This window comes from Aeromonas sp. SE22 (genome assembly GCF_038739755.1).
GTDB lineage: Bacteria > Pseudomonadota > Gammaproteobacteria > Enterobacterales > Aeromonadaceae > Aeromonas > Aeromonas jandaei.
This window is the reverse complement of sequence record NZ_JBCGFD010000002.1, coordinates 468,253-495,230: the sequence shown is the minus strand read 5'-3', so window position 1 is coordinate 495,230 and position 26,978 is coordinate 468,253. Positions and strand designations below refer to the sequence as shown.

Annotated in this window: 27 protein-coding genes; 14 read left to right on the top strand and 13 right to left on the bottom strand. The window is 58.1% G+C overall.

Annotation, left to right across the window (positions count from 1 at the left end):
- Positions 1-118 precede the first annotated feature (118 nt).
- Positions 119-1,060 (top strand): ketopantoate reductase family protein, encoded by a 942-nt coding sequence (locus tag AAHA39_RS06105; protein ID WP_320656692.1) that lies wholly within the window; start codon positions 119-121, stop codon positions 1,058-1,060.
- A 31-nt stretch (positions 1,061-1,091) separates the two neighbouring features.
- On the top strand, positions 1,092-1,652 hold the full coding sequence (locus AAHA39_RS06100; RefSeq protein WP_320656693.1) for a DJ-1 family glyoxalase III: 561 nt from the start codon (positions 1,092-1,094) through the stop codon (positions 1,650-1,652).
- Positions 1,653-1,763: 111 nt separating this feature from the next.
- On the opposite strand, the gene AAHA39_RS06095 is transcribed toward AAHA39_RS06100, so the two are convergent.
- Entirely contained in the window at positions 1,764-1,970 is a 207-nt protein-coding gene (locus AAHA39_RS06095) for a hypothetical protein (RefSeq protein ID WP_320656694.1), read from the bottom strand.
- Positions 1,971-2,102: 132 nt separating this feature from the next.
- Between AAHA39_RS06095 and dinB the strand changes: the two genes are divergently transcribed.
- The 6 genes from dinB to rlmM all read left to right on the top strand — a co-directional run bounded on the left by dinB (position 2,103) and on the right by rlmM (position 8,707).
- Positions 2,103-3,158 (top strand): DNA polymerase IV, encoded by a 1,056-nt coding sequence (dinB, locus tag AAHA39_RS06090; protein WP_320656695.1) that lies wholly within the window; start codon positions 2,103-2,105, stop codon positions 3,156-3,158.
- A gap of 67 nt (positions 3,159-3,225) precedes the next feature.
- On the top strand, positions 3,226-5,367 hold the full coding sequence (locus AAHA39_RS06085; RefSeq protein WP_201907837.1) for a methyl-accepting chemotaxis protein: 2,142 nt from the start codon (positions 3,226-3,228) through the stop codon (positions 5,365-5,367).
- Positions 5,368-5,650: 283 nt separating this feature from the next.
- Positions 5,651-6,571, top strand: coding sequence for a transcriptional regulator GcvA (locus tag AAHA39_RS06080; protein WP_005338622.1), 921 nt, complete (start codon positions 5,651-5,653; stop codon positions 6,569-6,571).
- Entirely contained in the window at positions 6,564-7,202 is a 639-nt protein-coding gene (locus AAHA39_RS06075) for an alpha/beta fold hydrolase (RefSeq protein ID WP_320656696.1), read from the top strand. The genes AAHA39_RS06080 and AAHA39_RS06075 overlap by 8 nt, the downstream gene beginning before the upstream one ends.
- Positions 7,203-7,233: 31 nt before the next feature.
- The gene (locus tag AAHA39_RS06070; RefSeq protein WP_320656697.1) at positions 7,234-7,620 is read left to right on the top strand and encodes a DUF423 domain-containing protein; all 387 of its coding nucleotides are present in this window, start codon (positions 7,234-7,236) and stop codon (positions 7,618-7,620) included.
- Entirely contained in the window at positions 7,613-8,707 is a 1,095-nt protein-coding gene (gene rlmM, locus AAHA39_RS06065) for a 23S rRNA (cytidine(2498)-2'-O)-methyltransferase RlmM (RefSeq protein ID WP_042030238.1), read from the top strand. The genes AAHA39_RS06070 and rlmM overlap by 8 nt, the downstream gene beginning before the upstream one ends.
- Positions 8,708-8,781: 74 nt before the next feature.
- On the opposite strand, the gene AAHA39_RS06060 is transcribed toward rlmM, so the two are convergent.
- From AAHA39_RS06060 to queF, 7 genes are all read right to left on the bottom strand, one after another.
- On the bottom strand, positions 8,782-9,237 hold the full coding sequence (locus tag AAHA39_RS06060; protein ID WP_320656698.1) for a hypothetical protein: 456 nt from the start codon (positions 9,235-9,237) through the stop codon (positions 8,782-8,784).
- Positions 9,238-9,353: 116 nt separating this feature from the next.
- Positions 9,354-10,361, bottom strand: a complete 1,008-nt coding sequence (locus AAHA39_RS06055; RefSeq protein ID WP_043849310.1) for an isocitrate dehydrogenase — start codon at positions 10,359-10,361, stop codon at positions 9,354-9,356.
- A 158-nt stretch (positions 10,362-10,519) separates the two neighbouring features.
- Complete coding sequence (gene xni, locus AAHA39_RS06050) at positions 10,520-11,320, bottom strand: flap endonuclease Xni (protein ID WP_320656699.1); 801 nt, start codon at positions 11,318-11,320, stop codon at positions 10,520-10,522.
- A gap of 130 nt (positions 11,321-11,450) precedes the next feature.
- Positions 11,451-12,806: a nucleotide 5'-monophosphate nucleosidase PpnN gene (gene ppnN, locus AAHA39_RS06045; RefSeq protein WP_033114234.1), complete on the bottom strand. Its 1,356-nt coding sequence runs from the start codon at positions 12,804-12,806 to the stop codon at positions 11,451-11,453.
- Between the two features lie 150 nt (positions 12,807-12,956).
- Positions 12,957-14,573, bottom strand: coding sequence for a GGDEF domain-containing protein (locus AAHA39_RS06040; RefSeq protein ID WP_320656700.1), 1,617 nt, complete (start codon positions 14,571-14,573; stop codon positions 12,957-12,959).
- An 88-nt stretch (positions 14,574-14,661) separates the two neighbouring features.
- Positions 14,662-16,935: a tetratricopeptide repeat protein gene (locus tag AAHA39_RS06035; RefSeq protein ID WP_320656701.1), complete on the bottom strand. Its 2,274-nt coding sequence runs from the start codon at positions 16,933-16,935 to the stop codon at positions 14,662-14,664.
- Positions 16,936-17,070: 135 nt separating this feature from the next.
- A complete protein-coding gene (queF, locus tag AAHA39_RS06030) occupies positions 17,071-17,919 on the bottom strand; it encodes an NADPH-dependent 7-cyano-7-deazaguanine reductase QueF (RefSeq protein WP_320656702.1) in 849 nt (282 codons plus the stop codon).
- A gap of 182 nt (positions 17,920-18,101) precedes the next feature.
- Here queF and syd point away from each other — a divergent pair, with 182 nt between their 5' ends.
- The gene (gene syd / locus AAHA39_RS06025; protein WP_215803222.1) at positions 18,102-18,650 is read left to right on the top strand and encodes a SecY-interacting protein; all 549 of its coding nucleotides are present in this window, start codon (positions 18,102-18,104) and stop codon (positions 18,648-18,650) included.
- A gap of 127 nt (positions 18,651-18,777) precedes the next feature.
- Here the strand turns inward: syd and AAHA39_RS06020 are convergent, their stop codons facing one another.
- The 5 genes from AAHA39_RS06020 to AAHA39_RS06000 form a co-directional block, all read right to left on the bottom strand.
- Complete coding sequence (locus AAHA39_RS06020; RefSeq protein WP_320656703.1) at positions 18,778-19,563, bottom strand: Zn-ribbon-containing protein; 786 nt, start codon at positions 19,561-19,563, stop codon at positions 18,778-18,780.
- 3 nt (positions 19,564-19,566) lie between these two features.
- Positions 19,567-19,863 carry a DNA-binding protein gene (locus tag AAHA39_RS06015; protein ID WP_320656704.1) on the bottom strand — a complete coding sequence of 99 codons (297 nt, stop codon included), beginning with the start codon at positions 19,861-19,863 and terminating at the stop codon, positions 19,567-19,569.
- Between the two features lie 93 nt (positions 19,864-19,956).
- The gene (locus AAHA39_RS06010; RefSeq protein WP_043849317.1) at positions 19,957-20,193 is read right to left on the bottom strand and encodes a DUF2789 family protein; all 237 of its coding nucleotides are present in this window, start codon (positions 20,191-20,193) and stop codon (positions 19,957-19,959) included.
- A 341-nt stretch (positions 20,194-20,534) separates the two neighbouring features.
- Positions 20,535-20,834: a DUF3301 domain-containing protein gene (locus tag AAHA39_RS06005; RefSeq protein WP_041208068.1), complete on the bottom strand. Its 300-nt coding sequence runs from the start codon at positions 20,832-20,834 to the stop codon at positions 20,535-20,537.
- Positions 20,835-20,944: 110 nt separating this feature from the next.
- Positions 20,945-21,985: a DUF3549 family protein gene (locus AAHA39_RS06000; RefSeq protein WP_320656705.1), complete on the bottom strand. Its 1,041-nt coding sequence runs from the start codon at positions 21,983-21,985 to the stop codon at positions 20,945-20,947.
- 259 nt (positions 21,986-22,244) lie between these two features.
- Between AAHA39_RS06000 and AAHA39_RS05995 the strand changes: the two genes are divergently transcribed.
- The 5 genes from AAHA39_RS05995 (at position 22,245) to AAHA39_RS05975 (ending at position 26,712) form a co-directional block, all read left to right on the top strand.
- Positions 22,245-22,580, top strand: a complete 336-nt coding sequence (locus AAHA39_RS05995; protein WP_033113715.1) for a YqcC family protein — start codon at positions 22,245-22,247, stop codon at positions 22,578-22,580.
- Positions 22,577-23,350 carry a tRNA pseudouridine(65) synthase TruC gene (gene truC / locus AAHA39_RS05990; RefSeq protein ID WP_320656706.1) on the top strand — a complete coding sequence of 258 codons (774 nt, stop codon included), beginning with the start codon at positions 22,577-22,579 and terminating at the stop codon, positions 23,348-23,350. Before AAHA39_RS05995 ends, truC begins: the two co-directional genes overlap by 4 nt.
- A 77-nt stretch (positions 23,351-23,427) precedes the next feature.
- Positions 23,428-23,862 (top strand): flavodoxin, encoded by a 435-nt coding sequence (locus AAHA39_RS05985; RefSeq protein WP_198506482.1) that lies wholly within the window; start codon positions 23,428-23,430, stop codon positions 23,860-23,862.
- 526 nt (positions 23,863-24,388) lie between these two features.
- Positions 24,389-25,639 carry a maltoporin gene (locus AAHA39_RS05980; RefSeq protein WP_041208072.1) on the top strand — a complete coding sequence of 417 codons (1,251 nt, stop codon included), beginning with the start codon at positions 24,389-24,391 and terminating at the stop codon, positions 25,637-25,639.
- A 77-nt stretch (positions 25,640-25,716) separates the two neighbouring features.
- Complete coding sequence (locus tag AAHA39_RS05975; protein ID WP_320656707.1) at positions 25,717-26,712, top strand: MalM family protein; 996 nt, start codon at positions 25,717-25,719, stop codon at positions 26,710-26,712.
- Positions 26,713-26,978 lie beyond the last annotated feature (266 nt).

Below are 26,978 nucleotides of genomic sequence, written 5' to 3'. Positions count from 1 at the left end.
TGCTAGAATCCTGTGCGCACAGGATGGGTGGACCCGATAGTGTCCGCCAGCGACAGCTTCACTTATCCCCGGTAACAGGTTGAGAGGATTGCAACCCTTACCCTGACAGAGTCACACCATGCCAAGCGGATTAAAGAATTCCCGACAGCCTGCCACCACTCAATGGTCCATATTGGGTTGCGGTGCTCTCGGCGGCGTTTTTGCCTCCCTGTTGACCCAAAGCGGTCAGTCAACCCGAGTGTTGTTGCGCGAGCATCATCAATCCACCCTGCATCCGGGGTTTGATTTCACCTCGCTGGAAGGGCACGTTCAGCTGCTCAATATCGAGCGTGGTTTCGCCAGCAAACCGGGCAAGATCAAGCGTCTGCTGGTGATGACCAAAGCCAGTCAGGTGGTGGCCGCACTGGCGCCGCTGGTTGGTAAGCTGGCTGCTGAAGTGCCTATCATACTGCTGCACAACGGCATGGGGATTGCCGAGCAGGTTGTTGCCATGTTTCCCCACAATCCGGTTATTGCCGGTGTGACCAGCCATGGTGCCATGCAGCTGGGCCACTTCGTGTTTCGCCACACCGGCAAGGGCGAAACCTGGCTCGGGCCGGTCAATGAGGCCGCCAGGACACATGCCGCTCTGGCTGACGAACTGGCACTGGCGCTCGGTCAGGCCGGTTGGGATGAGCAGATTTTGCAGCGTCAGTGGCAAAAGCTGGCCATCAACTGCGCCATCAACCCGCTGACTGCGTTGCACAAGCTGAAAAATGGTGAGCTGGCTGGCCCCCGTTTTGCTGATGCACTGCAGCAGGTGTGCGTCGAGGTGGCCGATGTGATGAGCGCGCAAGGCATTGCCACGACCGCTGAAGAGTTGCTGCGCCGGGTGATGACAGTGGTCGAGCTGACCGCCGACAACTACTCCTCCATGTGTCAGGATATGGAGCTGGGGCGAGAGACCGAGATTGAAGCGATCACCGGATTCCTCCTGGCCAAAGCGGCCGAGCATGGCATCGCGGTCCCGGTCAATCAGGGACTCTATCAGGCGGTCAAAGAGAAGAGTCAGACAGCCTGACTCTGACGAGGTCAACAGCAAGGAGGCAAAGATGAGCGTACTGGTTCTGGTTGCGCCCGGATCGGAAGAGATCGAGACGGTGGCGATTGTCGATACCTTGGTGCGTGCCCAGCTGGAGGTGGTACTGGCCTCCTGTTGCCCGTTTGGCAAGCGCCAGATCAAGGCATCGCGCGGGGTGCTGCTGGTGGCCGACTGCCACATTGATGAGCTGGTTCCTCGTGATTTCGAGGCTATCGTGGTGCCGGGTGGCCTGCCTGGCAGCGAAGTGATCCGCGATACCCCGCTTGCTATCGAGCTGCTCAGAGCGCAGGCAAGCGCGGGTCGCTGGCGAGCTGCCATCTGCGCGGCTCCTGCCGTCGTGCTGCACCACCACGGCTTGCTGGATAAGGCTTGCGTGACCTGTCACCCCGCTTTTCAGGCTCGGTTACCGGCAACGCAGCTCTCTACGGCTCGGGTCGTGAGGGATGAGGCGCATCGCCTGATCACCAGTCAGGGGCCGGGCAGCGCCATCGAGTTTGCCCTCGAACTGGTGCGGGTGCTGCGTAGTGATGAGCTGGCTGCGGCGGTAGCGGCGCCCATGGTGTTGCCTTAGCCAAGGGTTATCTGCTTCATGAGCCTTTAGCTGCGCTCTCATCTTGTCTGACAACGGGCCCCTGCCATATCGGCAGGGGCCCGTTTTTCTATGCACGAACGATACCCTGGGTCAGTAGTCGTACTCTTTGCACTGTTTCTCTTTGAACTCGGTGCGCCAGCGGGAGAGCTCTTCCTGCGTGCCCAGCTTGTCCCCCTTCTTGATGGCTTGTTCCAGTGCCGCGATGCGATCGTAGAGCCAACGGCACTCGGCGGGCGGATTGTTTTTGCCGATCCCGGCGAGTGGCAGCAGACAGAGTCCCAACCAGAGGTATTTCATTGCCAACACTCCTTGTTGCAGTGATTGATGAGGTCTCTTTGGAGTCTAACAGGAACGCAGCCATTGATTGAGATAGAGCTCCTCCCGGGCTTGCAGTAATATGATGTGATGTCTGTTTATTTATACAGTGGTATGCGCAAAATCATCCATATCGACATGGACTGCTTTTTTGCCGCGGTGGAGATGCGGGATAACCCCGCATTGCGAGAAGTACCGCTGGCGATAGGGGGGGCGTCCGAGCGGCGTGGCGTCATTTCGACCTGCAATTATGTTGCCCGTCGCTTTGGTGTGCGCTCGGCCATGCCCACTGCGCTGGCGAAAAAGCTCTGTCCGCCGCTGGTGCTGTTGCCGGGAAGGATGGCGCTCTACAAGGATATTTCCCGCCAGTTAAGAGCCATTTTTCATCGCTATACCGATCAGGTGGAGCCCTTGTCGCTGGATGAGGCTTATCTCGATGTCACTCACAGTCGTTGCTGCGGCGGCAGTGCTACCCTGATGGCCCGGGAGATCCGGCATGCCATCGTCACCGAACTGGGGCTGACCGCGTCGGCTGGGGTCGCGCCAAACAAGTTTCTGGCCAAGCTCGCCTCGGAGCAGCGCAAACCGGATGGTCTGTTCATTATCCGCCCTGACGAGGTGGAGGCGTTTACCTGCCTGCTTCCTCTTGGCAAGTTGCCCGGCGTCGGGCGCAAGACGGCAGAACGGCTGGAGGCGCAAGGTCTGTTCACTTGTGAGGATGCCCGGGCACTGGCGCCTGAGGAGTTGCAAAGCCGGTTCGGCAAGCTGGGCGAGATGCTGACGAGCCGCATCTGGGGTCTGGATGAAGAGCCGGTGCAGGCACAGCGGGTTCGCAAGACGGTGGGCGTGGAAACCACACTGGCAAGCGATCTCTGTGATGAATTGGCCTGTATGGAGGTGCTAAATCGACTGTTGCCCGAGCTGGAGCGCCGTTTCCAGCAGGTTTACCCGGCAGAACAGCTTATGGGGCAGGGGATCAAGCTCAAATTTGCCGATTTTCACCAGACAACTGTTTATCGCAGTCAGGGAGGATATCAGGCCGAGTTGTTCATACCCTTATTAAAAGAGGGGTTGCTGCGGGCGCAAGGGCGATCGGTACGTCTGCTGGGGTTGGTGGTGGGTTTGCCGAAAGAGGGAGAAGTTAACCAACTATCGCTGGATTTGCTCTGAGATAGTTAAGTTTTTGTTTATAAAGTCGATAAACTATCCATATCGCTATGACGTTAGGAATATTGGCATGAGTGCTCTTTCTGTCCAGGGTCGGATCACCCTGATTGCCGGTTGTTGTTTGTTGGTTACTGCAGCCGCTCTGGTTGCTTCATCTCTTTACAATGCCAACAAGATGCAGGAGCAAGTGCGACAAGCAACAATGCACGAGGCGCAGCAATCGGCAGAAAACTGGATGAAAGCGATGGGTGCTGAGCAGGCTGCCAAGGTGACCAGTTATCTGGACGAGGCCTATTTCCGGGCGACTCTGCTTGCTGAAAATGTGCTGTTCCAACGCAAGAATGCGGCCGACAACTTTGTTCACTCCGAGGCGCTACGTGGCGCCATCAACCAGCAGCTGCACGATGCTGCAGCATCTTCCACCAATCTGCTCGGCGTTTACGCTGTGTTTGAACCCGATCAGCTGGACGGAGAGGACAGCAACTATCAGGGCTCCAGCGAGATTGGCTCCAATGACAAAGGGCGTTTCTCAACCTATTGGGCCTATGACAACGGCAAGCTGGTGCCTGAGGTGCAAAACGAGGATGTGCTGGCTGACGAAACACCGACCGCATCTGGCGGCGTTGAAAACGAGTGGTATCGTTGCAGCATCCGCACCAAGGCGCTCTGCCTGCTTGAACCATATCTGGATGACGTCGGCGATAAAAAGGTTCTGATCACATCGGTGAGCACCCCTCTATTGGAGAACGGCAACTTGCTGGGGATGGTTGGCGTCGACATCTCTCTGACTGCATTGCAGAATCTGGTCTCTACCATGGACAAGGAGCTCTATGACGGCAAAGGCAGGATCTTGCTGGTCAGCCATGAAGGGCGTGTGGCAGGGGCTGATCAATTCGATGTCACGCTGGGGCGAGCACTGGATCAGAAGTATCAGGGGCTTGCTGCTGACCTGAAAGGGTGGCTCAACCAAGGGCGAGAGTTGAGCCGCTGGAGCAGCGACGGCTCCATACTGCAAACCTTTGTCCCCGTGACCATGCGTGGTACCGATCGCAAGTGGGGTATCTATATCGAATTGCCCCGAGCCGTGGTGCTCGCATCGGCCCAGCAGCTGCAAGAGGATCTCGCCAGTGAATCGAGCCGCAGCGTCGCTACCCAGCTCGGGATTGGCGCGCTTATCTCCTTGCTGGCTTTGAGCTTTATCTGGCTGATGGCCCGTCAAATCGTTGCCCCTATCCGTGCCGTGGTTGCCCGACTCAAGGATATTGCCACCGGTGAAGGGGATTTGACCCAGCGTATCGAAATTCATCGTCAGGACGAGATCGGCGAGCTGGCCAAGTGGTTCAACAGCTTCCTCAACAAACTGCAATCGACCATCAGTCAGGTCATCGCCACGGTAGAAGGAACGCGTACCAGTGCCGAGCAGGCGGCTCACGTTGCCGAGCGCACCAGCAGCGGCATGCAGACCCAGTATCAGGAGGTCGATCTGGTTGCTACTGCCTTTGAAGAGCTCAGCGCAACGGCTCTGCAGGTTTCCGGCAACGCCTCTTCGGCGGTGGCTGCGGCCAATGAAACCGACGCTGCCGCCCAAGAGGGCAAGTATGTGGTGGCCGATACCCAGGAAGCGATGCGCAAGCTGATGGCCATCATCAACAATGCGCTGCCGGTGGTTGAGCGGCTCTCCGCCAACAGTGACAACATCAACGATATTCTCACCGTGATCCAGGGAATTGCAGAGCAGACCAACCTGCTGGCGCTCAATGCGGCCATCGAGGCTGCGCGGGCCGGTGAGCAGGGCCGTGGTTTTGCCGTGGTGGCGGACGAGGTGCGCAATCTGGCGGGACGAACCCAGAATGCGATTGTCGAGATCCAGAAATTGATCAGCGAGCTGCAGTCCGGCACCGGGGCCGTGGTCAAGGCGATCCACGATGGTCATGGTCAGGCTGACCAGACGCTGGGCAAGGTCGATCTCTCGGTGCGGGTGCTGGAGCAGATCATCCAGTCGGTCTCCACCATCCACCAGATGAACGAGCAGATTGCCCGGGCGGCGCAGGAGCAGAGCAGGGTAGCAGACGAGATCAACCGCAACGTCAGCAACATTCGCGATGTGAGCCACACCATCCGCGCCGAGGCTGCGACTTCCGCCGAAAACGGTCGCGAATTGTCGGCACTGGCCGACAAGCAGCAGCAGCTGGTGGGTCAGTTCAAGGTGTAGGGGAATGAAAAAAGGCGCCATCCGACAGGAGGCGCCAAACACATTCAGATGACAGACTGGGTCAAATCGATAAGATTTAAACCCCTCTTCCCGCAGAGGAAGAAACACAACACCACAATCACAGTCGAACGACTCACGAAAAACCCATGCAAACCAACATGTAGTAGAAAATGTGAGCCATATGGCGACTGATTGCTGGGCGAATTATGTTTATTCACTGGTCGACCCGCAACCGACAAATTATAATGCGCCCCATTAGAAAAACTCATCGTCGGCTGGTGTCATGTCTCGTCGTTTACCCCCGCTCAATGCCCTCAAGGCGTTCGAAGCTGCGGCTCGTCACTTAAGCTTTACCCGGGCTGCGGAAGAGCTGTTCGTTACCCAGGCTGCCATCAGTCATCAAATCAAGGCGCTGGAGGAGTATCTTGGCATCAAGCTGTTCCGCCGCAAGAACCGCTCCCTGCTGTTGACGGAAGAGGGGCAGGGCTACTTCCTCGATATCAAGGATATCTTTGCCTCCATTTCGGAAGCGACCGACAAGCTGCTGGCACGCAGCGCCAAAGGGGCGTTGACGGTGAGTCTGCAGCCGAGTTTTGCCATCCAGTGGCTGGTGCCGCGGCTGGTGAAGTTCAGCGAGCGCCATCCCGACATCGATGTGCGGATCAAGGCGGTCGATCTGGATGAAGGCTCCCTGACCGATGATGTTGATGTGGCCATCTACTACGGTCGCGGCAACTGGCCGGGTCTGCGCTCGGACAAGCTTCACACCGAATACCTGATCCCCGTCTGCTCCCCCTTGCTGCTGACTGGCCCGAAGCCACTGCGCACTCCGCAGGATCTGACCTTGCACACTCTGTTGCACGACACTTCCCGCCGCGACTGGAAGGCGTGGTTCCGCCAGCTCGACATCGATGCGCCTAACGTCAATCAGGGCCCCATCTTCAGCCACTCCACCATGGTGATCCAGGCGGCGATCCACGGTCAGGGAGTGGCACTTGGTCACAGCGTGCTGGCTCAGCCCGAGATTGAGGCTGGCCGCCTCATCTGTCCGTTCGAGCAGGTGCTGGTGAGCAAAAATGCCTTCTATCTGGTTTGTCAGGAGCAGCAGTCTGATCAGGGCAAGATCGTAGCCTTCCGCGACTGGATGCTGGAGCTGGTGGAGCAGGAAGAGGCTCGCCGCAGAGCGCGACTCGCCGATGCATGAGGTGATCCGTGAGGGGGCAGTTGATGCCCCCGTTCGCATTTTATTGGCACATGGTGCCGGCGCCGGAATGGAACACGCCTTTCTCGCCGAGCTGTCGCGTCTGCTGGCCGGGCCGGATATCGAGGTAGTGCGCTTCAACTTTCCCTATATGAGCAAGCGGGCTCTGGATGGCAAGCGTCGCCCGCCAGACCGGCAACCCGTCTTGCTTGCCCACTGGCGCGAGATGGTGCGGGAATTTGCCCATCCCCGGCTGTTTCTGGCTGGCAAGTCGATGGGAGGGCGGATGGCGGCCGAGATCAGTGACGAGATCTATTGCGAGATGAATGCTGCAGGTTTGCTCATTCTCGGGTATCCTTTCCACCCCCCGGCTCGGCCCGACCGCTGGCGGGGCGAGGTTCTCAAGCAGATCAAGACGCCGACCCTGCTGCTGCAAGGGGAGCGCGACACTTTCGGTTCTCGCGTCGAACTGGCCGATTTTCCTTTCTCATCCGCCGTATTGGTCCACTGGCTGACCGATGGTGATCATGGTTTCAAGCCGAGAAAGAGCAGTGGTCTTTGCGAGCAGGATAATCTGCAACAGGCCGCCAGCCGGATACGGCAATTCGTTGGTGTTGTGCCGGTGCCGGTTTGACCCGTCGGGGAATTACAGAAGGAGAGTCAGGATGAGTATCCATCGACACTGGCTGGTGCTGGCCGGTTTTTTCGGCCTGACGGCAACCATGCTGGGGGCTTACGGCGCCCATGGACTGGCCGCCACCGGCATTGCTCCCGAGCGTCTGGCGGCCTTTAATACCGCCGTGCAGTATCAGTTTCTTCACGCATTGACCCTGTTGGTACTGGGTTGGTGCGGGGTGCGCAGCAAGGTGATTACCGTTGCCGGCACCGCATTTGTGCTGGGAATCCTGGGATTCTCCGGCAGTATTTACGCCATGGTGCTGCTTGGCAGCAAGGGGCTGGGGCTCATTACCCCGGCCGGTGGCCTCTGTTTTATGTTGGGATGGGCGGCTCTTATCTGGGCTGGCTGTCGTCTTGGAGGAAAAAATGAATAATCTGCTGCTTTATTGCCGCCCCGGTTTTGAGAAAGAGGCGGCTGCAGAGATCACCGAGCGTGCCGGTAACATGCAGTGCTACGGTTTCGCCCGGGTCAAGGACGACAGTGGTTATGTGATATTCGAACTGTATGACGAGGAGCAGGCCGACCTGCTGGCTCGCAAGCTGCCGTTCCGCGAGCTTATCTTTATCCGTCAGATGCTGGTGGTCACCCACGATCTGAAGGATCTGGATGTTGCGGATCGGATCACCCCCATCATCGACGCTGTTCGCGAATACACCATTTGCGGCGATCTGCGGGTCGAGACTGCTGACACCAACGAAGCGAAAGAGCTGTCGGCCTTCTGCCGCAAGTTCACCGTGCCGCTGCGTCAGGCGCTGCGCAACAACGAAATCCTCACCAAGAAGGAGACGCCGAACCGCCCGGTGTTCCACGCCTTCTTCATGGCCAATGATCACGTGCTGCTGGGTTACTCCTACTCCTTCAACAACTCCGGATTCCATATGGGGATCCCGCGTCTGCGCTTCCCGGCCGATGCGCCGAGCCGCTCCAGCCTCAAGCTGGAAGAGGCGTTTTACGTGTTCGTGCCGCGAGAAGAGTGGGATACGCGTCTCTGCTCTGGTCTGAAGGCGGTGGATCTGGGTGCCTGCCCGGGTGGCTGGACCTATCAGCTGGTGCGTCGTGGCATGATGGTGACTGCGGTCGACAACGGCATGATGGCGCAATCTCTGATGGATACCGGTCAGGTCAAACATGTGCGCGATGACGGCTTTGTCTGGCGCCCGAGCAAGAAGAACACCTACTGGCTGGTGTGTGACATGGTCGATAAACCGGCGCGGGTCGTTCACATGATTGCGGACTGGTTCCGGGAGAATGATTGCCAGGAGGCGATGTTCAACCTCAAGCTGCCGATGAAGAAGCGTTATGCCGAATCGGTGCACAATATCGAGGTATTGCGCGAGATGCTCAAGGAGATCGACAACGCGTTCGTGATCCAGGCCAAGCAGCTCTACCACGATCGTGAAGAGATCACCGTGCATGTCTACAACAAGTACTGGGTTTCCAAACTGCAACCCAAGGCCTGATAGACAGGACGCACATCCGAGATAGTAAAAAGACCGGCGAGGAAACTCACCGGTCTTTTGCTATCTGGCACCGGCTAGAAGCGATAATCGACGCGCAGGGAGGATTCGTCATTGGTGACCTTCAGCTCGATCTCGAGGGGAATGCTCTTGTCGACCGGATTGAGCTGCAGCTTTACCCCGTTGCCCCTCAGTTTTATCGCCGTATTCATAGTGCCGGTTCTGAACTTGACCTTGGGTTTGTAGCGCTCGAAAGAGAGGCTGACACTCTTTTCCGGGGTGAGATTGAGCTGCGGGTAGGAGGTGATCTGCTGATTGCCGTAGTTGTCGGTGGTGACTTCGATGCCGAACGAGAGCGCTTTGGGGGCTTTGAGCAGATCGTTGGTCTCCAGCGTAGAGCGCCACACTTCGCGACTGGTCAGCGCCTGCTGGCGCGGGAGCATTGCCCCCGGATTGGTGCTGTTTTCCAATGCGACAGCTCGGTCAGTCAAGAGTAACAACCCTGTCAAAAATACCATTCCGGTAGTACGCATCGGAGACCCTCCCTGTCACCTCTCCTATGAAAATAGACGGCAAAAGACAGCTGGGTGAGGTCATTGCGAAGATAAAAAAGGGAGCCGCAGCTCCCTTTCAATATCAATGGATTAACTTATAACCGATCGATGATGGCCTGAGTAAATTCGCTGGTGGAGGCGCTGCCACCCAGATCCCGGGTAACCCGATCACCGGATTCGATAGTGGTGCGTACCGCCTCGCGGATCCGCTCTGCTTTATCCTGCATGCCGAGGTACTCCAGCATCTGGATGGAGGCGAGGATCACCGAGGTCGGGTTAGCGATATTCTTGCCTGCGATATCCGGCGCCGAGCCGTGCACCGCTTCGAAGATAGCTGCACCATCGCCGATGTTGGCACCCGGCGCCATGCCGAGACCGCCAACCAGACCGGCGCACAGGTCCGAGAGAATGTCGCCAAACAGGTTGGTGGTGACCATCACATCGAAGCGCTCCGGATACATCACCAGATTCATGCAGGCGGCATCGACGATCATCTCTTCGCTCTGGATATCCGGGTAGTGGCTGGCGATTTCACGAGCCACTTCGAGGAACAGGCCGGAGGTTGACTTGAGGATGTTGGCCTTGTGGATGATGGTGACCTTCTTGCGCCCTTCCTGACGGGCCAGCTCGAAGGCGAATTTGACGATGCGCTCGGCCCCCTCGCGGGTGATGATGCTCATCGCCTCGGCGCTCTTGTTGTCATCGCTGCGCTTCTGGCCCGCGCCCGAATACATCCCTTCGGTATTCTCGCGCACCGTGATGATATCGATGTTTTCGTAACGGCTCTTGGTGCCTTTGAAGGAGATGACCGGACGCACGTTGGCGTAGAGGTTGAATTTCTTGCGCAGGGAGACGTTGATGGAGGTAAAACCGCCGCCAACCGGAGTGGTGAGCGGCCCTTTCAGGGTGACCTTGTTCTTCTCGATCAGATCCAGCGTCGCCTGTGGCAGCAGTTCGCCATGCTTTTCAAGGGCAACCAGACCCGCATCTGCATACTCATATTCGAAATCACAGCCTGCGTGGGTCAGGATCTGGATGGCTGATTCGATGATGCTGGGGCCAATGCCGTCGCCCGGGATAACGGTAATTGTTCTTTTGGACATGAGAGGGTTCCACTTCCAGGGTATAGGGGAGGATGGGGCTGCTTTATATCATTTACTTAGCAATCCAACCACATTCCTTTACATTCTACTCATTTTCATCAACGGCGAGGGTGAGTCTCGTCATGGTTCGCGCCCTTGCCTGCATTTTTGTGCGGGCGTTATTCGGGCTGGGGCGGGTAACGGATGTCCCGCAGGTTGAATCCTAGCGGAATATCCTGTTGCAACTGCACCAATCGCTGGGCCAGCAGCGCCTCTTCCCTGTGCTGACGCAGCTTGAGCAGTGCTTTCGCTGTCTCTTCCTGCTCGCTGGCAGCTAGCATGGCGGCCAGATCGCCATATTGCTGCAGCAGCTGGGTAGCGGTCTTGGGGCCAATCCCCGGAACACCCTTGATGTTGGAGCCCCCGATACCGGTCAGCGCCCAGAAATCGACCAGTTGTGTCGGCGCAACCCCGTATTGCTGTTCGACAAAGGCGGCATCCAGCCAGCGCTTGTTGAAGTAGTCGCGGATCTGGATCTGCGGGCAGATAAGTTGGCAGAACCCCTTGTCGGTGGAGATGATGGTAGCTCTTGCCCCGTGTTGGGCAATGCCACAGGCAAGGGTGGCGATGAGATCGTCTGCTTCATCGGTTTCTGAAAGCAGGGCGTCGATGCCGCACTCCCAGAAGGCATCCTGCAGTGTACCCAGCCCTTCGCGCAGCTCGGGTGGCATGGGTGTGCGTCCCTCCTTGTAGGCCGGATAGATCTCCTTGCGCCAGCTATGCACCTCCCCGTCGAAAACCGCGATGACATGGGTTGGTTCGCTATTGGTCAGCAACTTGCGGCAGGTATTGACGAGGTTGGCGCGGGTGGCAACCAGCGCCTGGGCAGGAGTCAGCGCCTGCTGTGATTGCACCGCATGCAGACGGCGGATGAGGTTGAGGGCATCGATGATAAGCAGGTGTGGCCTTGGATTTGACATGGGGCACTCTTGGCAGTCGGAACGCCCCATTGTAACAAACCCGCGAGCCTGATGGGGATTGATGGCCGTTGGCAGCTGAGTGGCAAAAGAGAGGGGCGCATTGCGCCCCTCGATTTACCTGCTGTACCCGTCAGCGTACGATTTCGTAGCAAGGCACATACTGACTGCCCGGCAGCTTCATCCGCTGCTGCTTGACGAAGCTCTCCAGCAGCTTGTCCATCAGGTGCATCAGCTCCTTGTCGCCGTGCAGCTTGAAGGGACCCTTCTTCTCGATGGCGCGAATGCCGCCCTCTTTCACGTTACCCGCGACGATGCCGGAGAAGGCGCGACGCAGGTTGGCTGCCAGCAGCTGGGGCGGCTGGTTGCGGTGCAGATCCAGACTGGCCATGTTGGCGTGATCCGGCTCGAAGGGGAGCTGGAATTCCGGCTCAATCTTGAGCGACCAGTTGAAGGAGTAGGCATCGCCGACCGATTTGCGATATTCGCGAATTTTCGGCATTGCCTCTTTCATCACCCGCGCCACTTCCGGTGCATCGCCGACGATGATCCGGTAGAGGCGGGTAGCCGGTTCACCGAGGGTCGCCTTGACGAAGTCGTCGATGGCACGGAAGTAGTCCGCACTCTCTTTCGGTCCGGTCAGGATGATGGGCATCGGCTGGCGTTCGTTGGCCGGGTTCATCATGATGCCGAGCAGATAGAGCAGCTCTTCTGCCGTACCTACTCCACCCGGGAAGATGATGATGCCGTGGCCAAGGCGTACGAAGGCTTCCAGTCGCTTCTCGATATCCGGCAGGATCACCAGCTCGTTGACGATGGGGTTGGGCGGCTCGGCTGCAATGATGGAGGGTTCGGTCAGGCCGATGTAACGGCCGTTGCGTACCCGCTGCTTGGCGTGGCCAACAGCAGCACCCTTCATCGGGCCTTCCATGGCGCCAGGGCCACAGCCGGTACAGATGTTGAGCTCGCGCAGACCCAGTTCGTTGCCGACTGCCCGGGTGTACTGGTATTCGATCTCGTTGATGGAGTGGCCGCCCCAGCAGACGATCAGGTTGGGATCGGCGCCTGGCTGGATCACCTTGGCGTTGCGCAGGATGGCAAAGACCACGTTGGAGATGTGGGTCGAATTGGTCAGATTGACCTGACGGTTCGATTCGAGCTGGTTGGAGACATAAAGGATATCGCGCAGCACCGAGAAGAGGTGCTCCTGAATGCCGCGAATGATCTCGCCATCGACGAAGGCGTGCTCCGGCGCGTTGAACAGCTCGAGTTTGACCCCGCGCTCGCGCCGGATCACGTGAATATCAAACGATTTGAAACGCTCAAGTATCTCTTTGGAGCTATCGGTGTGGCTGCCAGAGTTGAGCACCGCCAGTGAACAGTTGCGAAACAGCTGATAGATATCGCTGGAGGCTGTCTGCTTGAGGCGATCGACCTCAAGCTGTGACAGCAAATCCATGCTGCCGACCGGATTTATATGCGTAATCATAGGGTTCCCCTTTACTCATCTTGTTATCGTTGTGCTTTTCCCTGGGGAGAAAAGGGGATGCCTTCTTGCATCCCCTGACTTCGATAGTAGTGGTAACTGAGGGGGGAGGGAAATAGGGGGACGACTGTTCGCTGTTTTTTTGACCGCTAGTCAGGCCAGAGTCACTTGATCCCGGCCGGTATGCTTGGAGTGGTATAGCGCCTTGTCCGCCCGCTCGAACACATCGGACGGGTTGTCCCCCTCCTTGAACAGGGTGGCACCGATGGAGATGGTGATCTCCACCTTGGCATCCCGAAAGCGGAACGGAATGCTCTTGATGGTCTGGCGCAATGTTTCAAGGGGCTTCTGGAACTTGTCCGGATTGATGTTGGGCAGCAGCACCACAAACTCCTCGCCGCCGAAGCGGGCGATGAAGTCGGTGTCACGCAGTGCGCTTTGCAGCGCCTTGGCAACCACTTTCAGCGCCTTGTCGCCCGCCATATGACCGTAGTTGTCATTGATGTTCTTGAAGTGATCAATGTCGATAATGGCCATGCAAAGCGGAGTGCGATAGCGAAGCCAACGTTTGTACTCCTGCTCCAGCCGTTCGTCGAGGGCAGCACGGTTGTGCACCTGGGTCAGGCTGTCGAGGAACAGCTTGTGCTTCTGGATGGTGAGCCGCTTCTTGTACTCGGCAGTCTCCTCCTTCATCAACCTGAGCTTGGACTCCATGGTGGAGAGGCGGGTGAGCAGATGGCGCTCCCTTGCCGCCGTGTTTTCGCGCTCCTGAAGCAGCTGGTTGATGGCGCCCATATGGCCGGAAATCGCCTCTTTAAGCGCATCGAGGGTGTTGTGGCTGGCAAGCGTCTGATCGATGGCCTGCAACTCGTTCACCAGTGCCTCGCGGGTCTCTTTGGTCTCGTTGTGCAGAGCGCGCCCTTCATCCAGCGACTCGGTAAAACCGACGTGAACGGCGGAAAGGCTTTCGTTGAGGGTGCTCAGGAAGGCGCGGGAGGCTTTGCGCTCCTCACGGGTGCCCTCAATGATGAGTTCGATCACCTGCAGGCTGGTTTCGGCCAGCAGAGCGGGGTTGATCCCGATCAGCAGCTGGCGGCGAATGTCACTCAGGCTCTCGCCGATGGAACCGGCAAAATCGAGCTCGGTGATGAGACGCTGCAACTCGTCGGCCAGACGGACATGCTCCTTGAGATCGAAAGCATCGTTTTCTGTCTGGGTTTCGCTTGGGTTGTACTCGCTCTCGGCTATTGATTGCCCCGGATTGGCCAGCAGAGGCTGGCTCGGCAGCAGCTGGATCTTGATGGCCTGCTGGTAGAACTCCAGCAGCCGGATCACCTTCTTCTGATGGTCGGCAATGCCGTAGCCGGCAGGACTGGCCAAAAACTCCTTGAGGGATTTGCGGGTCTCTTCCGGGAAACCTTTGATGGTCTTGAGCTGCCTGGAGCCCAGATCGATGGCAGCCTGGGTCAGGGTCATCGACTCTTCGATGGCATTACTGTGCTGCTGCAGCAGTTTTTCGATAGCCAGCAGATCGGCGTCAAGAGAAGTGAATGCGGGGTTGCCGTCCAGTTTCTGCTTGAGTTTGGCGAAGCGGTTGTCGAGCTCACGGTCGAAGCCACGGCAGGAGAGCATCAGCTTGTTGATAAACTGAATGCCGCGGGCACGCTCGGCATCGGAGAATGAGAGTACTCCGTCGAGTTCCAGCTGTTTCTGCTGAAGGGATTCCCTTAGCCTTGCCAATTGTCCTGCTACGGCAGCGATGTCATTCATTATCAGGTCGCCCTGTTGTCATTATTGTTTTTCGTGTCAGATAGCAACAGTGACCAAACCCGTTATCGAGCCTCGTCTGTTATCTATTTTACGGTTGTGGGCCGGTGTCTTGCTTCCTTGCAAGCTGGTGCCAATTAACCCATTGCTTTTCATGAGAAGAATTGACTTTTACCAGTCCCTTGTCAATTGCCATCAGGGCGCATTGCCACACATCCCCATTAAAAAATGCTGCCTGTTGGCAATCGATGGCGGCCAGCTCCAGCCAGACGTTTTGCTGGTGTTTTTCACTGAGCTGAATGGCTCCCGACAGGGCGAGATAACAGAGGTCAAACAGGCCATGGTGATCGAGTGCGGTCGCTGCCTTCGGCAGGAAGGGGTGGCTGACGATGCCAAGGCTGACCCGGCGATCGATAGGGTAGTCGCAGGGGAAGGCGGCGATGGCAATCAGCAGATCGCCGGCCAGCTGATGCAGATTGGCCACATGCCGCTGCGGTACCACATAGAGCAGGTGCCCTTCGCGCAAATCGTAGATGCGGCCATCCTGCGGAGTCAGAGTCTCGATATAGGCGCCAAAGGCTTGTTCAATCTCGCTGCTGGCCTGATAGCCGTGCTGCTCCCGCACATTGATCAGGAAGGGAACCCGGAACAGCAAATAGTGCAGCTTGTCGTCAAATTCGCTGGTGGGCTCTTCGCTCAGATACCAGCGCTCCGATTTGAGCTGGCGTTTGGCCATCTCCCGCGGCCAGCGGTTCATCAGGCGCTGCCAGTTGGCCAGTCCCGAGCGGGGTTCGATCAGCAGGGCTTCCCCGGTGCGCTTGGCCTGCAGACGGGCGGTGCGCAGCTTGAGCCAGAGGGTAAAGAAGAGATAGATAAAAAGGGCGAGCAGCAGGCTGGTGGTGATGCTCGACCAGAGATAGCGCTCCTGCTGGTGCTGACTCTGGCTTAGCTGCTGCTCCAGCTCCTTGATGTGCTGCACCCGTTCGACGTGGACATAGTTGTCACGGATTGCAGCCTGCTCCTGGGCGATCTCCTGCTGGCGCACCTCCTCACCCAGTCGGTGGAAGCGCTTGTAGCTGTCCAGCGCCTGGCGCAGGAATCCTTTCTGTTCGTAGGCCAGCGAGAGCAGGCGGAACACTTCGTACTGGCGGCGGGTATCGCCGATCTGGTCGGCAAGTGCCCGGGCATTCTCCAGCTGCAGGATGGCGATGGCGGCCTCCTGCTTTTTCAGATAGAGCTCGCCGAGCAGCAGCAGGGTATCGATCAGCGGCTCTTTGGCATCGTTCAGCTCATGGGACTGGCGTGCCGCATTGAGGTAGTTGCTGGCCAGCGAGAGGTTGCCGCTTTGCAGGTAGGTCTTGCCAATCTCGTACTTGAGCAGGGAGGACTGTGGCCGGTTGCTCCCTTCATCGATGAGGTCGAGGGCGTTGAAGAAGTAGACCAGCGCCAGATTGAGGTCTCCCTGATCCCGGTTGAGGCGCGCCAGCACGATGAGCGAGTCGCACAGCAGGGAGGGATTGCCGATGGAGTGGAAGTAGTTGGCCGCTTCATTGGCATACTGGAGCGCCTTCTGGGGCTCCTGCTCCTGCTGGTAGAGCTTGACGATCTGGTTGGAGAGCAGGCCGAGGAAGAGCGGATCGTTGAGGTTTCTCGCCTGCTGCTGGGCATCGATATATTCACCAAGGGCCAGCTGGGGTTGCTGCAGGGCGCGGTAGAGGTCGCCACTGATGGCGCTGACCCAGGCGCTGGCCAGTGGATAGCCCGCTTTCGCTGCCCAGTTGCGTGCCTCGGCCAGATGCACCTTGGCATCCTCGAGCTGCTGATTGTCGATGTCATAGCTGGTGCGTAGCAACCGGCTGTAGATCTGCAGCTGGCTCTGCTTGAGATTGGGGGCTGTCAGCTGCTCCTCAAGCTCGCTGAGCAAGGGGCGACTGCTGCTCTGGTGGTCAGGCTTGAGCAGCTGGCTGCGGATCTTGAGATAGAGGCCGTGTGCCTTGAGCTCTGGCAGATTCTCCTTGTCCGCCAGAACCATCGCCTTGTCGAGCGCCTGTTGGGTTGCCTGATACTGGCCCAGCTGCAACAGGCACTCCCCCTTGAGCAGATAGGCGCCGACGGACTGGGCGATGGTGCTGTAGTTCAGGATCGGTTCGCGATAGCCGAACTCCTGCCGGTTGCTGATGATCTGCTGGGGATTGTTGGCTGCGCGCGTCAGGAAGGCGGAGGTGATCTGGACGCATCTGGCGGGATCGGTCTGAACCAGCGACTGAGCCTGCTGGAGGTCGACAGAGAGCTGCTCCTTGTCCAGATCCAGATTCGGAGCGGACAGGGAAGACATCATCATGGCCAGAAAAAACAGTTGATTCATTGGATTAAGGACGGCACAGGGGTGAGGGCATGTTATCCAACGCCCCCCTGTGCGTCCAGAGTTTACTCATGCTTCCCCTGCAGATAAGAAGAGGGCGTCCAACCGACGCCCTCTCATTTCTATTGTCAGCCCGTTTTACTGACGGATCAGCCGCAGATTGGCGGGTACCGCCTCGAAATCGGAGCGGAACGGGTTGATGTCGAGGCCGCCGCGACGGGTATAGCGGGCATAGACGGTGAGCAGCTCCGGCTGGCAGTAGTGCTTGAGGTCGATGAAGATGCGCTCGATGCACTGCTCGTGGAACTCGTTGTGCTGGCGAAACGAGATGAGGTAGCGCAGCAGCTTCTCCCGATCGAGTTTCGGCCCCTTGTAGCGGATCACCACAGAGCCCCAGTCCGGCTGGCTGGTGACCAGACAGTTGGACTTGAGCAGGTGGCTGTGCAGGGTCTCCTCGACCAGCTCGCTGCTGGCTGCGCCCTGCAGCAGGTCGGCATCAAACTCGTAGTGGTCGACCTCGATATCCAGCTCGTCGATGCACTCGCCGGGCAGGGTGGCGATCTGGTGCGGGGCGCGATCGAGCGGGAACAGGGTCACCTTGACCGGCTGACCGGCGCAGGCGCCGAGATCTTGCTCCAGCATGGCCGCCACCGCATCGATGGAGTCGCAACGGGTCTGGTTGAAGGAGTTGAGGTAGAGCTTGAACGATTTGGACTCGATAAGATTCGGGCTGGTAGCTGGAATGGTCACTTCGCCCACGGCTACCATCGGCTTGCCCTTGCTGTTGAGCCAGGAGAGCTCATAGAGCGTCCAGACATCGCAACCGGTAAAGGGGAGGTCGTCACCGAGTTTCAGATCATCCCGGTTCAGGCTGCGGGGAACCGGTTGCAGCAGGGAGGGGGTGTACTGGCTGATGTAGTCGGATTGCTGGCCCAGACTCAAGCCCTTGAGGGCGCTGGCGCCGGCGTATCTATCTTGTTTGCTCACAGGTTTGCTCACCTAATGTGTTCATCATGATTGGGAGGAAGCGGGCCATTGCATGGCCAGAGCGTGCTCGCAGCCTTGCCAGCGGGGATAACCCCGAGCTGCAACGGGGCGCTGGCAACCTTGTCTGTCACCCGGTTTGATGGTGCAATAGCGGACTTTGCCAGCAATTGTGGGGATTTTCGATGTCGGATCAAGTTTTGTCTGCCCTGAAGCACTTTTTTACTCGCTGGCAGCGTGACGGCGAGGCCAGACGAGGCTTGCCCCTGTGTCAGTGGGAGTCGGAGTGGCGCTCCCCCTGTCAGCTTGGCGAACCGGTCGACGGTCAGATCAGCTGGCGCCCCCATCAGCGCAGTGAGCCTGGCGATTTCAGCGCCATGAACGAGGCGCTGGAGCTGCAGCTTCATCCTGCGGCGACCACCCTGTTTGGCCACTGGTTCAGCCGCCCTGTCCCCTGCCTCTTCAAGGGGCTGCGCCTTGAGTTGATCCTGCCGTGGAACGAGGCGGATCTCGACCTGCTCAAGGAGAACCTCATCGGCCACCTGCTGATGCTGCGCAAGCTCAAGCGTACTCCCTCCATCTTCCTTGCCACCACCCGCAACGAGATGACCCTCATCTCCCTTGATAACGAGAGCGGTCAGGTGTGGCTGGAGTGGCTCGACTCAGGCCGCCGGCTGCCGCTGGCTCCCTCATTGCCGGCGTTTCTGGAGCGGCTGGAGACCCTGCCGCAATAGCGCCGGTTCGAGCCACCACCGCTTGGCGGAACAGATCTCGAAACGAAATGCCGAAACGAATATCGCAACAAAAAGAGCCTTGCCACGCGGCAAGGCTCTTTTTTATGGGGTCACGGGCAGGTCACGCTTAATCCTTGAAATCCCAGGAGAGGTTGGAGACCAGCCGGCAGCAGTCGCATTTGAAGTCGAAGATCTCGTGCAGTGGCGCTGCCAGCGCCCACTCGCCGCCACAGCTCGGGCAGGGGCGCGCCTTCTCCTCGGCCGCGCTCACGCCGCCCACCCGGTAGAGGTAGTAGTAGGTGGGGATGCCCGTCAGCACCTCCAGCCGTTTGGCGAGATCGCTGCCGCGCCGGTAGAGACGACTGCCCACTTCGCCAATCTCGTGCAGCGCCGCATGTTCGGCGATAGAGCCGTTCATCTGTAGCTGGTCGCACGCCTCCCAATCCTCCTGCCACTTGATGATCTGCTTGTGATCGCCGTTGGCGATGGCCGGCACCTGATAGAGCGGGATGGGGGCAAAGTGGTCGCCGCAGCGCAGTGGCGAGCAGGTGTGCAGGAAGCTGGTGTAGAGCATCATCCAGCTTGGGCGCTCGCCCTGCTGGCCGCAAGGATCTGTGCTGTCGGAGAGCAGATCCGCCCCTTGCAGATGGAGTTTCGGTGCCAGCAACCCCGCCTGATTGAGCTGCTGCTCGGCCAGCTTGACCTGCTCGCTCTGGTTGTCCGGGTGCAGGCTGTCCTGCTCCGGGCATACCACCCGGCTGACGAAATAGCCCTCGTGCATGCTGGTGGGAAACTCGCGGCCAAGGATCTGGCCCTGATAGCGCAGCATGTCCAGATAGTTGACGATGGCCCGCTCGGCTTCACCGAGGGAGGTGTCGCGATAGCACTCAAAGCAGAGTTCGACGATATACATGGCTCAGTTTTTCCCCTGCTGGATGAGCAGGTCGGTGAGCCGATCCACTTTGCGCTCGAGACGATTGAGCTGTTCGGCAAGCTGCAGCAGGGTGGGCTCGGCAACGGGGGTGGGGGCTGCCTGCTCCTGGCTGGCCGCTTCCGGGGCGCCGGCGGGCTGCTGTTTCCACTGGCTCAGCACCTTCAGCAGCTCGGCCATGGCAACCGGCTGGCTCAGGCGAGCCTTGATCATGGCGGTGGTCGGGGTGATCCCCTTGGCGGCCAGTTCGTTGGCGATACGGATGATCTCGTGGGCGGACATAAGCGTGCTCTGCTGAATGGATGGATGGGGGGCCGAAGTGGCTGGTCGGGGCAGGATCTTAACCAAAGCCCGCAGGGGATAAAAGGGGAGGGCTCAGCGGGGCTGGCGCAGCATCAGATCGAGCTGGTCGATCGCCTCGCACCAGTCGGAGTCGTGCCAGAGGGCATCGCGCAGAAAGCTGGCCTGAGCGGCGCTCCAGAACTGCGCTTCCGGCAGCAGAGTCTCGTTGTCGAGATGATGCTCGTGGACGAAGCGATAGAGGCTCAGCTCGTCGTTGGCCATGCCGAGCTGGGCGAACAGGGCGGGCAAATCGTGGTGCAGGGGGTCCATCTCGTCTCTCCCTTGGCTAATCCCTGAGATTATAGACAGGCGAATTTCTTCCCCCGCGGCGGGCTGGGGTTTCATCCTGATGGCGGAGGGGGCATTGCGCCGCTTATGACGAGGGCTGAAGAGAGGAGAGATGGCCCGGCTTGGTCGCTATAAACAAAATTTATGGGTTTTAGGAAAATGACCCAGCTTCAGCTTATACCGAGGAGAGCGCACCGCGGGCGGCATCCAGCACACCGTTTGTGCTCACCAGAAGGGTTCGCCCGACCTGTGCCATATGGCTGGCCGGCCCCGACCCGGGTTGGGAGGGGGATAAGCAGGCCGGGTAATGAAGCAAGGGGATGTCAAACCGTGGGAATGCGATGGGGCGGCAGCTCGACGCCGATAACGTGCAGGCCCTGCATCTTGAGGGTGCCCTGATAGTGGCTCTCGCCATCGCTGGAGAACTCGAACTGGTAGTGGGTGAGCAGCCTGAGCGGCTTGCCGGCCACTTCACGGCGGCTGCGGGCCAGCGACAGCAGTTGCAGGTCGTGGTGCTGGCAGTAGCGGCGCATATATTGCCACGCCAGTTCGGCCTGACGGCGTTGCAGCCAGAACGCGCCGGCTATCGCCATCAGCGCCAGAATTCCGAGCATCTCTCCCATAGGCAGCTTCCTTGTTGTCGGATCATTGTCAGAGTCGGCTGTCAGCCAGATAGCGGGAGCCTGTGGTCAGACTCCCTTGTTGCCCAAACCGTGGCCAATGGGCCTGCAGATCAGGCAGAGGCAAACAGGCGGCCAATCGCCTTGCCCAGCTCCTCGCTGCGCTCCGGGTCACGCAGTCTGGCCAGCATATCATTGCGCAGGGTCGGTAAAGTGACGAGCTCGGCAAAAACCTGATTGAAGAACTGGGTCGGTTGCAGGGCGAGCTGTTCCAGATAGTCGCCGAGCAGTCTGGCATCCTGCAGATCGGGCCAGAGCCGGCCTGCGATAGCGAGCAGCAGCGCCGGGCTCGGCTGGGTTTGCAGCAGGGTCAGCAGCTTGTTGGTGCGCAGCGCGCTGCCGGGGCAGGAGGCCATGGCGCGGCAGAGGTAGGCCAGGGTCTCCGGGTTGGGGGCGGCACACTCCTGCTCCTTGCCGATCCGCTCGAGCAGGGCGCCTTGCACGGCCGGTGGCAAGGGGGCGCTCTCCAGACTCTGGCAGAGGGCGTAGAGTGGCTCTTGCGGCAGCTTGGGCAGCGCCTTGCAGACCAGCGCCAGATTGCGCTCATCATGCAGCCGCTCCGCCAGATCGGCAAAACCCTGCAACCCCAGCGTCTGCCAGCCGGTGTCGTTGGGGGCAGCCAGATAGTGGCAGAGCGCTTCGTAATAGGCAGACGGAGCCTGCTCCAGCTGGCGCGCCAGCTTGGCGTGCAGGCTGGCCATCTTGGCCTCGGCCGGGCGGAAGGTGTAGGGGTTGTCAGCCAGTCGCTTGGCTTTCTCCTCGTCGAGCTCGCCGGTCAGCTTGTAGCCCAGCGTCTCCACCACCTGATCCATGAAGTGCTTGGGGCCGCTCGAGATGAGCAGGCCGCGCTCGTCGAGGGCAAACTTGAGGAACCAGAGGTAGTGGCGTGACTCGCTCGGTTGGAAAAAGTGAACGCCGAGCCAGGCGTGCTGCTGCAGCGGCCAGGGGTAGGGCTCCTGCTGCTGTTCGATGCGCACAAAGGTGTCGCTGGCCAGCGGCCGCACCTGGCGGCCCATGTCAAACAGCTGGAACTGGGTGCCAGCCTGGGTCAGAAAGTCGGTCAGAGTATTGATGGCGGTCGGCGTCGCAGACATGGAGAGCTCCGGCTTGAATATGATGCGGGCCGATTATAAGGCCATGGCCACGGATAGCCAGCGTTGGCTCCGGCCCTGATGGCGAGTCTGCGGCGGGATCTCTGCATGGCAGCCGCTCGGGAGGAGGTGTATAGTATCGCCCTTTTTTACGGGCGGTTGGCTGCGAAGGCTGCCGCTCTGGCTGGTGTCTTGTTGTTGCCTTGCTCGGCAAGCGCACGGCCATCCCGGATCAACCTGTGGTGATGAGGAAGTGCACGATATGAATCAATATTTGCTGGTCGCCGGCTTGCTGGGGGAACTCACGGCCGAGCTGCAGCGCCTCGAGCGCTGGCAGGCGGAGCATCCGGGCGAGGAGGCACTGGCCAGTACCCTGCCTTTTTGTGTCGATACCCTGAGCTTTGACCAGTGGTTGCAGTTCGTGCTGATCCCGCGCATGGAGCAGCTGGTGGTGATGCAGGCGCCGTTGCCGAGCAGCGTCTCCCTCTACCCCATGGCCAGCGAAGTCTATAAAGAGGAGCTGGCCGAGGTGGAGGCCCTGCTGCGGCTGATCGCCCGCTTCGACCTGCTGCTCTCCGGCAAAGTGGTCGAGCAATGATGGACGAGCAGAGCAAAGAAGAGAAAGCGCTGCAGCTCACCCTGCTCTATCAGGATGAGTGGTTGGTGGCGGTCAACAAGCCCTCCGGCCTGTTGGTGCATCGCAGCTGGCTCGACAAGGCCGAGACCCGCTTTGCCATGCAGATGACCCGGGATCTGATCGGCGGTCGCCATGTCTATCCGGTTCATCGCCTCGACCGGCCCACCTCCGGGGTGCTGCTGTTCGCCCTCGATCCGGCGGTGGCTCGTACCCTGACCGAGGCGTTTGCCAACCGTCAGGTGCACAAGGAGTATCTGGCGCTGGTGCGCGGCTGGGCGCCCGAGCAGGGGGTGATCGACTACCCCCTCAAGGAGCAGCTGGACAAGATTGCCGACGCCATGAGCGACCCGGATCGTCCGGCGCAGGAGGCGGTCACCACCTTCCGCCGGCTGCATCGGGTCGAGCTGCCCCATGCGGTCTCCAAGAAACACCCCACCAGTCGCTACAGTCTGGTCAGATTGTTCCCGAAAACCGGCCGCAAGCATCAGCTGCGCCGCCATATGGATCATCTGTTCCACCCGATTGTGGGCGACACCACCCACGGCGATGGCCGCCATAACCGCTTCTTCCGCGAGCACTATGGCTGCGAGCGTCTGCTGCTGGTGGCCCGTACCCTGAGCTTTACCCACCCGATCCTCAAGGTGCCGATGCGGATCCAGGCGCCGCTTGGTCAGGATGTGTTGAGCCTGTTTGCCGAGCTGGGCTGGCCTGCCAGCGAGAGCGACTACTGATCCGCATCAGGTTGCATCTGGCGCCAGCTTGTCGATAAAGTGACTCATCATCCGATTGGAATGGCAGGGAGCAGGTGATGGCACAGATCGATATCGTGGTAGGGAGCGTCTATGGTGCGGCCATGCTGGTGGCCGAGACGCTGGCTGATGAGCTGACACGGCAAGGGCACAAGACCGCGCTTTATGAAGAGGCACGGCTGGAGGATATCGACCCCGGCCGTTTTTTATTGCTGGTCAGCGCCACCACGGGGCAGGGGGATATTCCCCCCAATCTGCAGCCCTTTGCTACCGATCTGGCTGAGCGCGCCCCCTGGCTCAAGGGGTTGCGGTACGCTCTGGTTGCCATGGGGGACAGCAGCTACGACCATTTTTGCGGTGCCGGCCGTCGGCTGGATAGCCAGTTGCAGGAGCTGGGAGCGACAGCGGTTGTCCCGCGCCTTGAGCTGGATGCGACTCTGCACGATGAGCCGGAACGGGTCGCTCTGGCCTGGCTAAAAAGCTGGCATATATAGCCGGAAAATTACGCTGTAATTTGCCTCATATAAGTCCCCTGTCCGGTTCGGCAGGGGATTATTATTTGTGCGCCATTCTCCCCATGCCCATCAAATATCCGCACTGACAATAACGACATATTTCTCACTGACACCGTTTTCTTGTTTGTGCTGTTCCAAAAGGCAGCAAGACATATCAGGCAAATAAAAGTTCAATCATGAAAGCGATTTCAGTCATGTTTTTGCCAATGAGTGTTCAAATATTCACTTTCATCTCGTCGCGAATTAATCAATGAGAGCGGTTTCAGGTTGATCTTGATTGCTTTATTCTTGATGTGATTAGCTAGTTATTGCTTTGTCTTTGGATTTTTTGCGTCATTGGTGTGAGGCGATCGTTTGCCGAGCGATTTGTCGCCATTTTGTGAGTCGGTTCATATTTGTCGTGATATGTGCTCCCTATAATCGACCTCGGTTATCACCAGCAGGATTGCCCGGTGATAAATATTCAGGATCACACTCCTCACAGCGGGAAATAAGGAATATGACAATGAAAATGAAGTGGCTCCCGATTGCTGCAGCTGTTACTGCCGCCCTGGCTTCCCAAGCCGCCTTTGCCGTAGATTTCCACGGTTATATGCGTTCCGGTGTTGGTGTTTCCGATAACGGCGACATGCAGACCATCACTAAGCAGAAAGTGGGTCGTCTGGGTAACGAGAACGAAACTTATGGTGAAGTTCAGTTGGGCCAAGAGGTTTACAACAAGAACAACCAGACCTTCTATGTAGACTCCATGTTTGCCATGACCTCTGGTCAGAAGCGCGACTGGGAAGGTGACGGCAAAGATGGTGATGCTACCTTCGCTCTGCGTCAGTTCAACGTGCAAGCCAAAAACCTGTTTGGTGGCAACGAAACCCTGTGGGCCGGTAAGCGCTACTACCAGCGTCATGACATCCATATCTCCGACACCTACTACTGGGATGTATCCGGTGCTGGTGCTGGTGTAGAAAATATCGAAGCTGGTCCGGGCAAGCTCTCTGTCGCTGTTGTTCGTAACGATCCGTGGGACAAGTATGATGCGGGCGACAACACTAACACTCTGGATACCAATACTTTTGATATCCGTTATGCCGGTATCCCGCTCTGGACTGATGCCTCTCTGGAACTGGGTTATGACTTTGCCAAGAGCAACCCGACCGACCAGCAGAAGAAAAAGTATCCGGACCTGAAAGATGGTCACATGGTGACTGCTGAGCTGACCCAATCCATGCTGGGCGGTTTTAACAAGACTGTTGCTCAGTACTTCAAGGATGGTCTGGCTGCTCAAGGTGTTAACTACCAAGGTGGTTCAGGCAGTGGTCTGCAAGCCAACGGTGAAAGCGGCGATGGTTTCCGTCTGATCAACTGGGGTGTACTGCCGGTAGGTGACAAGGTCGAGTTTGGCCACCAGATCATCTACGCACAAGCCAACGGTCTGGAAGGTAGCAAGGATAAAGATCTGGATACCTTCTCCATCGTCGCTCGTCCGATGTACAAGTGGAACGACGTCATGAAGACCATCGTCGAAGTGGGTTACTTCAAGGATAACGAGAAGGCTAAAAACACTGCAGACAAGTCCACGGAAGGTAGCAAGTACACCATCGCACAGGCTTGGTCTGCTGGTTCCAGCTTCTGGGCTCGTCCGGAAATCCGTGTATTCGCCTCTTACGTGGATCAGGACGGTGCTTTCCGTGCTGACAGCAACGGCAAGGCACAAGACAATGCTTGGAACTTCGGTGTACAAGCTGAAGCTTGGTGGTAATCTCACCATCACCTGATATCAAGTCGCCCCCGCTTGTCGGGGGCTCTTTTTTTCAAGATGGCGTGTAGGGTATGCAGATGAAATATAGCAAGGTAGCGTTGACGATTTTGTGTTCCACTCTGATGACGGCGTGTGCGTCTCTTGAGGCTACTGTGGCTCCCACCCAGGAGTACAAGAGTATCCTCGATAGCCGTGCCAGCGCACTGCAGCAACTCGGCACTGCCACAGTATGTTGCTCTGGTATCAGTGAGTTACGGTATCAGCCGTTGGCCGCTGAGCAGAAAAAATTGATTGCCATTGATGGCAGCTCTCCGGCGTTCAACTTCCCGGAAGGCAAGAGCTATTACGCAGCGTTCAAGTTGCCGACCAATTCCGGCGATCTCAAAATTACTGTTGCTGGTCTGATCGACAAGACCCTGTTCAACCCCACTGTATTGATGCTGGACTCTCAGTTCAAACCGACTCGTACTATCGGTTCCGACATCATTACCTATAAGCCGGCCAGACTGCTGGATGGTGATCGGGTTGAGGGGGTCTTTACCATTGACCGCTCCTATGTGGGTAACCCGAACAACGAAACCTACATGGTGATTTACACCACTCAGGCTACTTTGAGTCAAACCACCCAAGCGATGAGCCCCTCCAAGATGATGGCCAAGTCATTGAGTGTTCAGGATTATGGCGCCAAGGATCCGCTGATCCCTCACTCTGCCTGGGGTGTGGTTAGCATTGATGTGGAAGACATGAGCTCCACCAAGCTCGGCGATAACTTCTACAAACCGGTTTACCAGGAAGCGATCGATGCCAACACATCGATCGTCGATCCAGCCCCAAACAAGCTTGTTGTTCCTGCAGCAACAGCAGCTGCTGTTGCAACGAGTGCAGCTGCCCCTGCCAAACCGGCTCCGGCCATGTTGAGTGAAACCGAAGCCTTCTATCAATCACAGATCGAGAAGGCGGTGAAAGCGGGCGATATCGACAAGGCGATGCAGCTGGTCAATGAAGCTGAGCGTGCCGGTTCGGCCAAAGCGAAACAGGTATTTGTCGATGCGGTGAAGCGCTCACAAAAATAAGCTCAAGCAAATTTGAGTGATCACTATATTTATTAAGGCCTCCCTTGTTGGAGGCCTTTTTAATCGGTAGACTGTAATAATACAGAATAAGCGTGTTACGCTGTGTTACACGTCGTTTCCGCGTGTATTGTTTGGAATGATAAAAATACAAAATGAAACTGTAGTTTATATTTAAGTGTAATAGAGTGAGTGTGCAGAATTTCATTCTAAAAATATGTGTAATTCTCCCTCCAGAACAAGTTGTGATCTTCCCTCCAAAATCAATA